11 protein-coding genes are annotated in these 13,997 nt (G+C 70.8%); 8 read left to right on the top strand and 3 right to left on the bottom strand.

Features of this window, described 5'->3' with window-relative positions; translation table 11 throughout:
- Together D474_RS0117200 and D474_RS0117195 are read left to right on the top strand one after the other, a co-directional pair.
- Positions 1–1,321: glycosyltransferase (locus D474_RS0117200; RefSeq protein WP_017614776.1), on the top strand; the 1,321-nt coding region annotated here is incomplete at its 5' end.
- Positions 1,322–1,549: 228 nt separating this feature from the next.
- On the top strand, positions 1,550–1,747 hold the full coding sequence (locus D474_RS0117195) for a hypothetical protein (protein WP_017614775.1): 198 nt from the start codon (positions 1,550–1,552) through the stop codon (positions 1,745–1,747).
- A gap of 89 nt (positions 1,748–1,836) precedes the next feature.
- Here the strand turns inward: D474_RS0117195 and D474_RS0117190 are convergent, their stop codons facing one another.
- Positions 1,837–2,805, bottom strand: coding sequence for a hypothetical protein (locus D474_RS0117190; RefSeq protein ID WP_017614774.1), 969 nt, complete (start codon positions 2,803–2,805; stop codon positions 1,837–1,839).
- A gap of 296 nt (positions 2,806–3,101) precedes the next feature.
- On the opposite strand from D474_RS0117190, the gene D474_RS0117185 reads away from it, so the two are divergent.
- On the top strand, positions 3,102–4,481 hold the full coding sequence (locus D474_RS0117185; protein ID WP_017614773.1) for a GntP family permease: 1,380 nt from the start codon (positions 3,102–3,104) through the stop codon (positions 4,479–4,481).
- A gap of 88 nt (positions 4,482–4,569) precedes the next feature.
- Here D474_RS0117185 and D474_RS0117180 read toward each other — a convergent pair whose 3' ends face one another.
- Both D474_RS0117180 and D474_RS0117175 read right to left on the bottom strand, forming a co-directional pair.
- Positions 4,570–5,337, bottom strand: coding sequence for an IclR family transcriptional regulator (locus D474_RS0117180; RefSeq protein WP_017614772.1), 768 nt, complete (start codon positions 5,335–5,337; stop codon positions 4,570–4,572).
- A 69-nt stretch (positions 5,338–5,406) separates the two neighbouring features.
- Complete coding sequence (locus tag D474_RS0117175) at positions 5,407–7,176, bottom strand: IlvD/Edd family dehydratase (RefSeq protein WP_017614771.1); 1,770 nt, start codon at positions 7,174–7,176, stop codon at positions 5,407–5,409.
- Positions 7,177–7,490: 314 nt separating this feature from the next.
- Between D474_RS0117175 and D474_RS0117170 the strand changes: the two genes are divergently transcribed.
- From D474_RS0117170 to D474_RS0117150, 5 genes are all read left to right on the top strand, one after another.
- A complete protein-coding gene (locus tag D474_RS0117170) occupies positions 7,491–8,549 on the top strand; it encodes a 3-isopropylmalate dehydrogenase (RefSeq protein WP_017614770.1) in 1,059 nt (352 codons plus the stop codon).
- A gap of 367 nt (positions 8,550–8,916) precedes the next feature.
- On the top strand, positions 8,917–10,032 hold the full coding sequence (locus D474_RS0117165) for a branched-chain amino acid aminotransferase (protein ID WP_017614769.1): 1,116 nt from the start codon (positions 8,917–8,919) through the stop codon (positions 10,030–10,032).
- A 316-nt stretch (positions 10,033–10,348) separates the two neighbouring features.
- Positions 10,349–11,962, top strand: coding sequence for a citramalate synthase (gene cimA / locus D474_RS0117160; RefSeq protein ID WP_017614768.1), 1,614 nt, complete (start codon positions 10,349–10,351; stop codon positions 11,960–11,962).
- A gap of 183 nt (positions 11,963–12,145) precedes the next feature.
- Positions 12,146–13,102 carry a carbohydrate ABC transporter permease gene (locus tag D474_RS0117155; RefSeq protein WP_017614767.1) on the top strand — a complete coding sequence of 319 codons (957 nt, stop codon included), beginning with the start codon at positions 12,146–12,148 and terminating at the stop codon, positions 13,100–13,102.
- Positions 13,099–13,980, top strand: a complete 882-nt coding sequence (locus D474_RS0117150; RefSeq protein WP_017614766.1) for a carbohydrate ABC transporter permease — start codon at positions 13,099–13,101, stop codon at positions 13,978–13,980. Before D474_RS0117155 ends, D474_RS0117150 begins: the two co-directional genes overlap by 4 nt.
- Positions 13,981–13,997 lie beyond the last annotated feature (17 nt).

Below are 13,997 nucleotides of genomic sequence, written 5' to 3'. Positions count from 1 at the left end.
GCTGCCCGCTCTGTGTCCGGAGCGCACCCGGCTGGTGCGTGCACCGCAGAACGGCTGGGGTCCCGGCCACGCCTTCGCGGCAGGGGTGGCGGCCACGTCGGGCACGGTGGTCCTGCGCCTGGACGCGGACGTGGTGGCGGGGTACCGCCATGTCGAGGCGCACATGCGGTGGCACCATCGCACGCGCCTTGCGGCGGTCACCGGCCGGCTCGTGTACACCGGGGCCCTGCACGGTGTCGCTCCCGAGGAACTCCACCGGCAGGTGAGGGCGGAAGGCGTGGAGAACCTGGTCGGAGCGGACCGGGGGACCATGTCCTGGATCGAACGCATCCTCGCGCGGACGGACACCTTGCGCGAGGCAGGCCCCAGGGCTTGGGAGGTCTGCATCGGCGCCTCGCTCTCGGTCTCCCGGGCGTTGTTCGACGAGGCCGGCGGGGTCGACACCTCGATGGTCCTCGGTGAGGACAGCGAGCTCGCCCACCGCCTGGTCCAGCACGGGGCCGTCGTCGTTCCGGAGCTCGAAACCGTCGCTTGGCACCAGGGCCGTCCCCGCACGGAGGACAGGCAGGAAGAGGCCCAGAGGGCTGCCCGGCCCTTCATGGAGAACCGGGTCCCACGGCACTTCACGCGCCGCGCCGCACCGGTGCGCTCCTGGCAAGTGCCGTTCGTCGACGTGGTGGTCGAGACCGGCGGGGAGCCCTACGACGCAGTGGCGGGGAAGGTGGACCGCCTACTGGCGGAGGACCCCTGGGACATACGTGTCACCCTCGTCGGGTCGTGGGAGCGCGTCACGCCGGGCCGGAACGGCGGCGTGGACGACCCCGATGTCGATCTCAGGCTGCTCCACGAGCACTACCGCTGTGAGCCCAGGGTCAGGTGCGCGTCGCACGCCCCGGAGGTCGACCCTGACGTGCCGTTCGTCCTGTCGGTCCCGTCCGGGGTCGCTCCGCATCCCCGGATCGTGGCGAGGACGACCGGTGCGGCCGACGCGCAGCAGGCCGGCATCGTCCGGGCCCGGGGGTGTGTCGGCCCCGTCCTGGTCCGTGTCTCGGCGCTCGCACGTGCTCGCCGGCTCTGGGGAGACGGGGCCGATAGGGACGACGGTGTGGTCCAGGTCTGGGGTGAGCACACGATGGAGCCCGATCTGCTGCTGCAGGGGGAGGACACCGCGCCGGCCGACTGGCACGCACAGATGCGCCGGGCGGAGAAGGACCGGGACAAGGCGCGTCGCGAAGCGGTGCGGTGGGAACGCCGGATCAGCTCCTTGACCGGGGGCCGGTGGACGCGGCTGTTGCTGGGGCGGGGAGCGGTCCGGGGCTGACCGCTCGGCCCTCCCGAGGGTGGGGGCCACGATCGGCCGGCGGCACCGCACACCTCGTCTCGTATCGTGAGATGATCTGGCCACATAGTTGGACATCCGATAGTCTGGCGTCCAAGGAGTCAGCGGCGCCCGGCCCCACAGGCCGGCGCCGCCGCCCGGCGCCCCATGCGCCTCCGACCGGAGGCGCGGGGCGGGCCCGGCCGAACCGGCCCGGCTGCTGAGCTCCCCATGTTCCGCGCGGACAGTGTCGCCCGCGTTTCCACCGCGCCGCCCACGGATCGGGCCCCGCGGTCCTTCCAACCCGCCCACCGGCCGCACGCCGGTGACGTCGCGATCCTGGAGACTGCCATGTACGACAAGCTCGAGCACGCCGAGGACGAGGAACTGCAGCGCGCCCTGCAGGAGGCCCTCGACCGGCGGGGCTGAGGCAACGCATCGAGGACCCGCGCCCCGCGGTCGGGGTGCGGGTCCTCGCCTGTGCGGCCACCGCCCACAGGCCCGGGGGCCGCGCCGCGTCAGCCCTCCCGGTCGGGCAGGGCGAAACGCTCCGGCTCCGCGAGGCCGCGCGAACCCACCGGGGACATCTCCGGAACCCCTTCTGCCCGTGCCAGCTCGTCCAGTCCCAGCCGGGCCCGCCGTACCCGCTCGCGGGCCGAGGCCACGACCGCAGGCGCCAGGTGTTCGCCCGACGGGTACAGCCCGGGTGCGTTGCGCAACCCGAACTTGACGTGGACCGGCGCGCAGGCCTGCACGATCTCCGCGATCTCGTGGTGGCGCACGAACCCACCGGTGTCGTCGGGGGACTCCACGTAGACGTCGAGTGCGGCGGTTCCTGCCGCGCGCAGCTCCGATAGCCGGTGCACGGCCAGGTCGGGCGGGGCGTTGACGGTGTCGGCCCCGAGGAGCTCCTGGACCCGGAACGCCGCCGGGTTGGCCGGAGCTGCGGTCGCCGAGACCTTGAAGCGGATCCCGGAGGGAAGGTCACCCCGCACGCGCATCCGGTGCAGGAGCCACAGCAGTCCTTCGTCGGCGACGAGCAGGCTGTCCACCCCGAGGGCTGCGGCGCGCTCGGCCTGGGCCACGCCGGCGGCGAGTTGGCCCGCGCCCCTGCTCCGGCTCGCGGCGGAACCGGTGCCGGCCGTGCGGCCCGCGCCGGTGTCCCAGTCCGCGCCGGGACGTACGAACAGGCACAGTTCGGCGCCCTTCTCCCGGCACAGGCCGACCATCGCGGCGATCTCAGTGTCGGTCAGCATGCCGATCCCCGAACCTTGCGATATCCGGTGCACGGGAACACCGAGGTCTTCGGAGGCCTCGAACACGGCCTCCAGGGCGGCCGGCCCTTCGACGCTGGGAATCTCCACCCGCCAGCTGCCACTGTCGGGGAAGGCCTGTTCGGACGGGGGAGGGGGAGTCGGCGGGCCCGCCAGGCCGAACTCTTCCAGGGTGCTGTGTCCGGGTGGGCGGGGGTGTTCGCGCGCACGCATCGGGGGGTCCTCTCGGGCGACAGCGCGGTTTGTTCTGTATATCGAACAGCGTTTCTTATTTCGGATTCAGGCTAGAGCGTGCGGGGTCGGCGGTCAACGGCGATCGGGGGTGCACGCTCGTCGGCCCCGTCAGTGGCTCACATCACTTCATCCATTGACCTGGATCACACGAGTGGCAGAATGTCTTCGAAATCAGAGACAACGTGCGAAATATCGAACAAGCGGCTTGCAGTCACCCCTCCTCCCGACGGCGCAGTGCCCCGACGCGCGCCCAGGCCCGGACAGGCAGGTCCCCCATGCTCGACACCGCGACCCTTCCCGTCGGATGGCTCATGGCCATCGCCGTGCTCTCCGTCGCCACCCTGCTGTTCCTCATCATCAGGGTGCGCCTCAACCCGATCCTGGCCCTGATCCTGGTCAGCGCAGCGACTGCCCTCGCAACCGGCGTCCCCGTCGCCGACCTCGTGCCCACCCTCACCGAGGGTATGGGCGAGACCCTCGGCTCCGTCGTCCTGCTCATCGGCTTCGGCGCCATGCTCGGCCGGATGATCGAGGTGTCCGGCGGTGCCGAGGTCCTCGCCGGCGGCCTCCTACGCCTCTTCGGCGAACGCCGAGCCCCCCTCGCGCTGAGCGTGGCCTCCCTGCTCTTCGGGTTCCCGATCTTCCTCGACGCCGCGTTCGTCGTCATGCTGCCGGTGATCTTCTCCGTCGCCCGGCGCATGGGCGGCTCCGTGCTCGTCTACGCCCTGCCCGCCACCGGCGCCTTCGTCGTCATGCACGCACTGCTGCCTCCGCACCCGGGGCCGGTGGCAGCGACCGAGATCGTCGGGGCCGACATGGGGCTGGTCATCGTGTTCGGGCTCGTGGTCGGCATCCCCGCCTGGTACCTGGCCGGGTACCTGCTCGGACTCTGGCTCGGCCACCGCTTCCACCTGCCCGTGCCCGAGATCCTCGGCGGCGGGGGCCAGGACGACGACCGCCTCGGGCCCCCGCCCGGCCTCGGCGTCCTGCTCTTCCTGCTACTGCTGCCGTTGCTGCTCATCTTCATGGACACCGGTCTGTCCACCCTCGCCGCGACCGGGACCGTCGATGCCGACGCCGGATGGGTCCAGGCGCTCCAGGCCGTCGGGCAGACCCCCGCGGCGCTGTTCATCACCGTGTTCATGGCGATGTGGCTCCTGGGGTGGCGGCGCAGGCACAGCGGCAACGCCCTCGACCGGATCATCGACCGCGCGCTGGCGCCGGTGTGCAGCATCATCGTGCTGACCGGGGCAGGCGGGATGTTCGGCCACGTGCTCAGCCTCAGCGGGGTCGGCGACGCCATGACCCAGAGCCTGGACCGCATGGGGATCCCCGTGCTCCTGGCGGCGTTCCTGGTCTCGGTGGTCATGCGGGTCGCACAGGGTTCGGCGACGGTCGCCGTGACGACGGCGGCGGGGTTGGTCGGGCCGGTGGTGGCCGCAGGGGACTTCACAGGGGTCCAGCTCGTGCTGATCGTGCTGGCCATGGCGGCCGGTTCGATCGTGCTCTCACACGTCAACGACTCCGGGTTCTGGCTCGTGCGCGGGTTCCTGGAGATGGACACCGCGACGACGCTCAAGACGTGGACCCTCCAAGGGACTGTGGTCGGGCTGCTGTCCTTCGCTCTGGTCTGTCTGCTCTACCTGCTGACGTGACGAGAAGGGTTCTGTGGCGCGGAGAACAGGGGATCCCGGCTCCGGGGCAGTCCTTCCCTTGTCGGGGCGGGGCCTCCCGGCGCTGGGGTCAGGCCCCGCTCGCCCCGAGCCGGAGGGAGAACCGGCGCGCTCCGTCCCGCACCAACTCGCGCAGTCGGGCGCAGCGCTCGTCCGACCACCGGTACTGGGGTACGGAGATGCTCAGTGCTGCCACGACCTGGCCCGTGCGGTCGCGCACCGGGGCGCTGACACAGGACACGTCCGGGTTGGCCGCGCACACCTCCACCGCCGAGCCCGACTCCCGTACCCCGGCGAGCTCGTGCACGAGCTCGCCGGGGTCGGTGATGCTGTCGGCGCTCATCGGTTCCAGACGCTCCCGACCCAGGCGGCGTAGCACCTCCTCGTCGGGCAGGGCCGCCAGCAGCACCTTCCCGAGCGCGGTGCAGTGCGCGGGCAGGCGCCGGCCCAGGCTGGAGACCATCCGGACCGCGTGCGAGCTGTCGACCTTCGCCAGGTAGACGACGTGCGCGCCGTCGAGGACGGCCACGTGCGAGGTCTCGTTGCACTCCTCGACCATCTCCCGTGCGGCCTCGCGCCCCAGGGTGGGCAGGTCGAGGCCGTCGGTGTAGGCGCTGCCGAGACGGAAGAGCTGGAGGCCCGGGCGGTACCGCCCGGGGATCTCCGGGTGCCGCGTCAGGTAGTGGCGGGCGGACAGGGTGTGCAGCAGCTCGTGCACGGTGGTGCGCGGCAGGCCGAGTTCGGCCACCACCTCGGGCGCGCTGACCGACTCGCGGCCGTCGGTGAACAGCTCGAGGATGTCCAGACCCCTCTGCAGAGCCGGTGTGCGGCGTGCCACGGCCGACCTCCTCGTCGTCTCCCTGCCCGGTCGACCGCCAGAGTACCGGGGTGCCCGGCGCTGACGGGGTCAGTGCGATTCGCGCGGGACCTCGTGGCCGCTGCGGCCCACCAGGAAGTCCAGGTCGGCGCCGTGTTCGGCCTGCAGGACCGTGTCGCAGTACAGCTTGGTCCACCCGCGGGGGCTGTGCGGCTCCGGCGGTTTCCACGCGGCGGCGCGGCGCTCCAGTTCCGCGGGGTCGACCTCGAGGGCCAGCGAGCGGCCCGGAACGTCGAGGGAGACCGTGTCGCCGTCCTGCACGAGCGCGAGAGGGCCGCCGACCGCCGCCTCCGGCGAGGTGTGCAGCACGACGGTCCCGTAGGCGGTGCCGGACATGCGCCCGTCGCACACGCGCACCATGTCGGTGATGCCCGCGGCCAGGAGCTTGGACGGCAGAGCCACGTTGCTGACCTCGGGCATGCCCGGGTACCCGGCCGGTCCGCAGTTGCGCACGACGAGCACGGTGTCGGCGTCCACGTCGAGGTCGGGATCGTCGGCCACGGCGTAGTACTCCTCCGGGGAGTCGAAGACCTTGGCCCGACCCCGGTGCACCATCAGGTGCTCGCTCGCGGCCGACTGCTTGAGCACCGCCCCGCCGGGCGCGAGGTTGCCGCGCAGCACCGCCGTTCCGCTGCCCGCCTCCTGGAGGGGATCGTCCAGGGGCCGGATCACCTCGCGGTCGTGGCACTCGGCTGCCCCGGCGCGGGCGGGTGCGTCGACGGGATCGCCCGTGACGGTGACCGCGTCGGTGTGGAGCAGGTCGCCGAGCTCGGCGATCACGGCGGGGAGCCCGCCCGCGTAACAGAAGTCCTCCATGAGGAACCGGCCGCTGGGCATGAGGTCGAGCAGGGTCGGCACGTCGCGGACCAGTGTGTCGAAGTCGTCCAGGCCGAGGTCCACGCCCAGACGCCCGGCGATCGCGGTGAGGTGGATGACCGCGTTGGTGGAACCGCCGATGGCCGCGTTGACCCGGACGGCGTTCTCGAAGGCCTCGCGGGTCATGATCGAGGAGGGGCGCACGTCCTGGTGGACGAGGTCGACGATGCGGCGCCCCGATTTCTGCGCCATCGCGTACCGGCGGGCGTCGACCGCGGGCCACGTGGCGCCGTAGGCGGGCTGCATGCCGAGGGCCTCGGCCATGCACGCCATGGTCGAGGCGGTCCCCATGGTCATGCAGTGGCCGTTGGAGCGCGACATGCAGGCCTCCGCGAAACCGCACTCGGCCTCGGTCATGCGCCCGGCCCGTACCTCCTCCTCGAACTTCCACACGTGGGTGCCCGAGCCGACGTCCTCGCCCCGGAACTTGCCGTTGAGCATGGGCCCGCCGGTGAGCATGAGGGCGGGCAGATCGGCGCTGGCCGCGGCCATGAGGAGCCCGGGGGTGGTCTTGTCGCAGCCCGACAGCAGGACGACGCCGTCGAGGGGGTTGGCGCGGAAGAGCTCCTCGGCCTCCATCGCCAGGAGGTTGCGGTAGAGCATCGCGGTCGGGCGCAGCACGGTCTCGCCGAGCGCCATCACGGGGAACTCGAGCGGGAACCCGCCCGCCTCCCAGACGCCGCGCCCGACCGATTCCGCGAGTCGGGACAGGTGCGCGTTGCAGGGGGCGAGCTCGGAGCCCGAGACGGCGATCCCGATGACCGGGCGGCCGTCGAAGACGTCGTCGGCGAAACCCTGGTTGCGCATCCAGGAGCGGTAGAGCATGCCGGAGCGGCCTCCGGCGCCGAACCAGTGTCGGCTGCGCAGTTCGTCGGTTCGGCGGGGGCGGTCGCCTCCGGTCGTCGCGGGGTCCTGGTGCGGCATCGGGGGCTCCTTCGGGGGGTACGCGGAACGCGCGGGGCGGGTCACGAGCCGGGGGACGCGGGGGTGTTCGGTATTTTGAACAGTGATCAGGATCTCGAAAAACGGTAAGAATCCCCGGGGAGGGCGTCAACCCCCCGAATCGGCCCGGATCACGCGCTCTCCCCGGGCGTGCGGCCCCGTCCGCTCCCGCTCCCTGGTTCCCGTGCAGGGTCCGGACACGGGCATCCTGCTGAGACTGTAGAGTTGTCTCATCCAGTGTTCATTCGGATCTCATTAGATGAGATGAGATCGCGTCCGAGTTAGAGGCAGTCCGTATGGCAGCGCGCACCGTGAAACTGGCCGTCATCCCCGGCGACGGGATCGGACCCGAGGTCGTCGGCGAAGGCCTCAAGGTGCTGGACGCCGTCGCAGCCCAGCACGACCTGGCCTTCGAGACCACCGAGTACGAGCTCGGCGCCAAGCTCTGGCACCGCACCGGTGAGACCCTGCCCGAGTCGGTCGAGGCCGAGCTCGCCCAGCAGGAGGCCGTCTACCTCGGTGCTGTCGGCGACCCGTCGGTGCCCAGCGGTGTGCTGGAGCGCGGCCTGCTGCTCAAGCTCCGCTTTGACTTCGACCACTACGTGAACCTGCGCCCCGTGCGCCTCTACCCCGGCGTGACCACCCCCCTGGCGGGCGTGGCCCCCGAGGACATCGACATGCTCGTCGTGCGCGAAGGCACCGAGGGCCCCTACGCCGGCGCGGGCGGTGTGCTGCGCAAGGGAACCGCCCACGAGGTCGCCACCCAGGACAGCGTCAACACCCGCCTGGGCGTGGAGCGCCTCATTCGCTTCGCCTTCGCCAAGGCCGCCGAGCGCCCCCGCAAGAAGCTCACCCTGGTGCACAAGGACAACGTGCTCACCTTCGCCGGCGAGCTCTACCAGCGTGTGCTCAAGGAGGTCGGCGAGGAGTACCCGCAGGTGTCCGTGGACTACTGCCACGTCGACGCCGCCTCGATGTTCTTCGTCAACCAGCCCGGCCGCTTCGACGTGGTCGTCACCGACAACCTGTTCGGCGACATCATCACCGACATCGGTGCCGCCATCACCGGCGGCATCGGCCTGGCCGCCAGCGGGAACATCAACCCCGACCGCACCTTCCCGAGCATGTTCGAGCCGGTCCACGGATCGGCCCCCGACATCGCCGGCCAGGGCAAGGCCGACCCCACCGCCACCGTGCTCTCCGCCGCGACCATGCTCGAGCACCTGGGCGTCCCCGAGGCCGCCCGCAAGCTCGAGAACGCCGTCGCCGCCGACCTCAAGACCCGCGGAGGCGAGGAGCGTTCCACCTCCCGTATCGGCGACGACCTCGCCGCACGAGTGGTCGAGCAGGGCTAGGGCCTGTGTGGCGAACACCGTTCACCTGCTGCGCGGCGCGCCAGCGGCACTCTCGCTGCGTTCTCATCGGTCGACGGCACATCCGGGCCGACCCTTCTTCGGCCTTGCGGCAGCACCACTGGCTGCGCCCACCCGTCACCCGCCACCGCCCTCGACGGACGCCTGGCGGCGTGGTCCACCCTCAACGGACGCACGGCCGCGTGGCGTACTCCCGGACCATCACCCGGAGCGTGCCTGTCGACGCTTGTATGCATTCGAAGCCATTGGTGTGTGAAGCATCCACTCTGGCACCGGGTGCGCTCATCCGACAGACTGGATCTCAGGCCGGCGGCGTTGCCGGCCCGATGCACCCGAGAGGACCTACGACATGAACAACGACGCCACCACAAGCGGGTTGACGTTCGACATCCAGCTCTCCGACCACCGGAAGACCCCGGAGGAGCGGGAACAGCTGCTGGAGAATCCCGGGTTCGGCCAGGTGTTCACCGACCACATGGTCACCATCCGCTACACCGAGGGCCAGGGCTGGCACGACGCCAAACTGGAGCCGTACGGGCCGCTCACCCTCGACCCCGCCACCTCCGCGCTCCACTACGCGCAGGAGATCTTCGAGGGCCTCAAGGCCTACCGCCACCCCGACGGCAGCCTCACCTCCTTCCGCCCGGAGGCCAACGCCGCACGTCTCAACCGCAGTGCCGAGCGCATGGCCATGCCCGCCCTGCCCGAGGACCTCTTCCTGCGCTCCATCGAGCTGCTCCTGGAGCACGACGGCGACTGGGTCCCCGCCAAGGACGACTTCAGCCTCTACCTGCGCCCGTTCATGATCTCCACGGACGTCGGGCTCGGGGTCAACCACCCCTCCCGCACGTACCTCTACCTGCTCATCGCCTCGCCGGTCGGCTCCTACTTCTCGGGTGGGGTCAAGCCCGTCACCGTGTGGCTCTCGAAGGACTTCACGCGCGCGGCCCCCGGCGGCACCGGCGCGGCCAAGTTCGCCGGCAACTACGCCGCGAGCTTCCTCGCCCAGTCCCAGGCGGTCGAGCAGGGGTGCGACCAGGTCGTCTGGCTCGACGCGCACGAGCACCGCTGGGTCGAGGAGATGGGCGGCATGAACCTGTGGTTCGTGTTCGGCTCGGGTGAGAACGCGAAGCTGCGCACGCCGCCGCTGACGGGGACGCTCCTTCCGGGCATCACCCGCGACGCCCTGCTCACGCTCGCCCCCGACCTGGGCCTGCCGGTCGAGGAGGAGCCGCTGTCCATCGAGGAGTGGCGCCGGGCCGCCGAGTCCGGGGAGATGACCGAGGTCTTCGCGTGCGGCACCGCCGCGGTCGTCACCCCGGTCGGCCACGTCAAGAGCGACGACGGCGCCTTCACCATCGGTGACGGCGAGCCCGGCCCCATCACCATGCGCGTGCGCGAAGAGCTCGTCGGTCTGCAGACCGGCAAGCGCGCGGACAAGTACGGGTGGGTCACCAGGTTCTGACCATCGTGCCCTGCCCGGTCGGGCCCCATCCTTCGCCCGTCCCGCAGTGGGACGCAGCACCGCCCGGTGTCCGGAATGCCTGGACCCGGGCGGTTCTCGTTTCACCAGGTGAGACAGGTGGCCCCGGTGGGCGGGGAGCCCGCGACCGTGTGGCAGACTGAAACCATGCCGTCTCAGGTACTCATTATCGTGAGGCGCGCCGGCTGACGATTCGGACCCCGCCGGCGCGCAGACCTCTCGTGTCCACGAGGGGTCTTTTTTGTTGGCGGGGGTGGATCGGCCACACCACAGCATCCACCTTCGGGAGTATCCACCCATGAGGGACGACAGTTTCCACGTCTTCGACACCACGCTGCGCGACGGGGCCCAGCGCGAGGGCATCAACCTCCGTGTGTCCGACAAGCTGGCCATCGCGAAGCTGCTCGACGACTTCGGGGTCGCCTTCATCGAGGGAGGGTGGCCGGGGGCCAACCCCAAGGACACCGAGTTCTTCGAGCGCGCCGCACAAGAGCTGACGCTGAAGCACGCCCGCCTCACCGCGTTCGGCGCGACCCGCCGTGCCGGGGTCCGGGCCGCCGACGACCCCCAGGTGACCGCCCTGCGAGACAGCGGTGCCCCGGTCGTCACCCTCGTCGCCAAGAGCGACACCCGACACGTCGAGCGCGCCCTGCGCACGACCCCTGACGAGAACCTCGCCATGATCGCCGACACCGTCGCCCACCTGCGAGAGCACGGGCAGCGGGTGTTCGTGGACTGCGAGCACTTCTTCGACGGCTACCACCACGACCCCGGCCATGCGCTCGACGTGGTCCGCGCCGCCTCCGAGGCGGGCGCCGACGTCGTCGTCCTGTGCGACACCAACGGCGGGATGCTTCCCACCGACGTCACGCGTGTGGTCTCCGAGGTCGCCGAGGCCACCGGGGCCCGACTGGGCATCCATGCCCAGGACGACACCGGCTGCGCGGTCGCCAACACCCTCGCCGCCGTCGACGGCGGCGCCACCCACGTGCAGTGCACCGCCAACGGTTACGGCGAGCGCGTCGGGAACGCCAACCTCTTCTCCGTCGTCGGGGCCCTCGCCCTCAAGCAGGGGCGCGACGTACTGCCCGAGGGCTGCCTGGAGGAGATGACCCGCGTCTCCACCGCCATCGCGGACCTGGTCAACCTGGCCCCCGACACCCACCAGCCCTACGTCGGGGTGTCCGCCTTCGCCCACAAGGCCGGGCTCCACGCCTCGGCGATCAAGGTCGACCCGGACCTGTACCAGCACACCGAGCCCGAGCTGGTCGGCAACCGCATGCGCATGCTCGTCTCCGACATGGCCGGGCGCGCCTCCATCGAACTCAAGGCCCAGGAGCTCGGGCTCGACCTGTCCGAGGACCGCGCGGTCTCCGGCCGCATCGTCGAACGGGTCAAGGGTCTGGAACTGTCCGGATACAGTTTCGAATCAGCCGACGCCTCCCTGGAGCTGCTCGTGCTCGAGGAGATGGGGCGCCCCGTGCGCTACTTCGAGACCGAGTCCTGGCGTGTGATCACCGAACGCCGCCCCTCCGAGGGTGTGGGCCTGCTCGGCGGAGCCGACGAGAGCCTGACCGAGGCGACGGTGAAGCTCGGCGTCAAGGGCGAGCGCATCATCGCCACCGAGGAGGGCAACGGCCCGGTCAACGCCCTGGACCGCGCCCTGCGCAACTCCCTGGAGAACGTCTACACGGCGCTCGGCGGCCTGGAGCTGACCGACTACAAGGTCCGCATCCTCGAGGGAACCTCGGGCACCAACGCCATCACCCGCATCCTCATCACCTTCAGCGACGGCACGGGGGAGTGGACGACCGTGGGCGTGGGCCCCAACGTCGTCGACGCCTCCTGGGTGGCCTTGGAGCAGGCCGTCACCTACGGGCTCCTGCGCCAGGGGTACCCGCAGATCCGATGACCGGAACCGGCCCGGACGCACGGCGGCCCGCGTGTACCGGGCCGGGCCTCCGCGGCCCCAGGACCTGGGGCCGCGATCTTCCCTCGTGGTCAGGGATCCCTGCCCTCGGGGCCATAGCGACCGCGCTCCGCATCACTCGATACTGCGAACCGCTGCTGATCCCCCGAGCGCAAGTGGTGATGGATGCCGGAGCCGACCTCCACACGCCCAGGACCAGGGCCGTCGGAACGCGGTGGACCGCACGGACGCCCGCGCCACAGCCGGGAACGCAGCCGTGAGGCCCGCCTCGCCTGGGCCTTCCTCGCGCCGTCCGTACTGGTCTTCGCGGTCTTCCTCGTGTATCCGCTCGGACGCACCGTCTACCTGTCGATGCACGGCAACGACATCATCGGCGAACCCAACCGCTTCGTCGGGCTCTCCCACTTCGCCGAGATGGCCTCGCCCGCCTACATGCAGGTGCTGGTCACCACGCTGCTCTTCACCCTCGGGGTGGTCGTCCCCGGAGTCGTCGGCGCCCTGGCCGTCGTGCTCCTGCTCGAGGGCGTCATCCGCGGCCAGAAGTTCTTCCGGGGCGCCTTCGCCCTGCCCTTCGCGTTCTCGGTCGCGAGCGCCTCGGTCGTCTTCGTCGTCTTCTTCAGCCCCGGCAACAGCGTGCTCAACGGGGTCCTGTACCGGCTCGGCCTCGACCAGGTGCCGTGGCTGACCTCCCAGGAGATCGCGCTCTGGTCGGTGTGCATCACCACCGTGTGGATGAACCTCGGATACGGGGTGCTCGTGCTCGCCGCCGGCATCGGTTCGATCCAGCGGGAGATCAACGAGGCCGCCCGCATCGACGGGGCCACCGGGCCCAGGCTCGCCTGGAACGTCACCGTACCCCTGCTCGGTCCCCAGCTGTTCTTCCTCATCGTGATCTCCACGATCAACGCGCTGCAGAGCTTCGGACAGATCCACATCCTCACCATGGGCGGGCCGGTCGGCTCTACGACCACCCTCGTCTACTCCGTCTACCAGGACGCCTTCGCGTTCGGCACCAGCGACTTCGGCCGCGCCAGCGCCCAGGCCCTGGTACTGCTCGTGGTCGTGCTCGTGTGCACCGCGATCCAGTTCGGCGTCATCGAGCGGAAGGTGCACTACTCATGACCCGCGCACCCGCCCGCGACACCGCCGCCCAGGCCCCCGTGCGCCGCTACCGCCGCGGCCCCGGGTTCTGGGCCGGACGGGTCCTGCTCCACACGCTCCTGGCGCTGTTCCTGGTCCCGGTGCTCTTCCCCGTCTACTACGTCTTCGTCGGCGCGGTCATGGAACCCCGGGAGCTGTCCACCTTCCCCGCGCGGCTGCTGCCCACCGGGGTGACCACCGACAGCATCCGGGGCGCGCTCGACGCGGTCCCCCTCATACGCATGTACGGGAACTCGGTGGTCATGGCCGGTGTCATCACCGCCTGCCAGCTCGCCACCTCCGCGCTGGCCGCGTACGCGTTCGTGTTTCTGCGGTTCCGGTTCAGCGCGATCGTCTTCGCGCTGTTCCTGTCTACGCTCATGGTCCCGCAGGAGGCCACGTTCATCCCCAACTACCTCACCCTCACCCAGTGGGGGATGGGTGACAGCTACGCCGGGCTGGTGCTGCCGTTCCTGGCCTACGCGTTCGGCACGTTCCTGCTGCGCCAGAGCTTCAAGCAGTTCCCCGTGGAGCTCTTCGACGCCGCCCGCATCGACGGCATGGGACACCTCAGATTCCTCTGGACGATCCTCGTCCCGCTCAACAAACCGGCCCTGACCGCCGTCGGCATGTACGTCTTCATCACCAGCTGGAACATGTACTTCTGGCCGCTCATCATCACCCGCAGCACCGAGATGCAGACCCTCCAGATCGGCCTCAACAGCCTCAGGGTCGGCGAGGCCGCCAACCCCGGACTGCTCCTGGCCGGCGCCGCGCTGTCGGTCGTCCCCACCCTGGCCCTGGTCGTCCTCGGCCAGCGCTTCATCGTCCGCGGGCTCACCGCCGGGGCCGTCAAGTAGGCCGCCGGTCCCGACCC

Source organism: Nocardiopsis salina YIM 90010 (genome assembly GCF_000341025.1).
GTDB lineage: Bacteria > Actinomycetota > Actinomycetes > Streptosporangiales > Streptosporangiaceae > Nocardiopsis > Nocardiopsis salina.
Note: the sequence above shows the minus strand (reverse complement) of the source record. Positions and strands in the feature narration are given on the sequence as shown.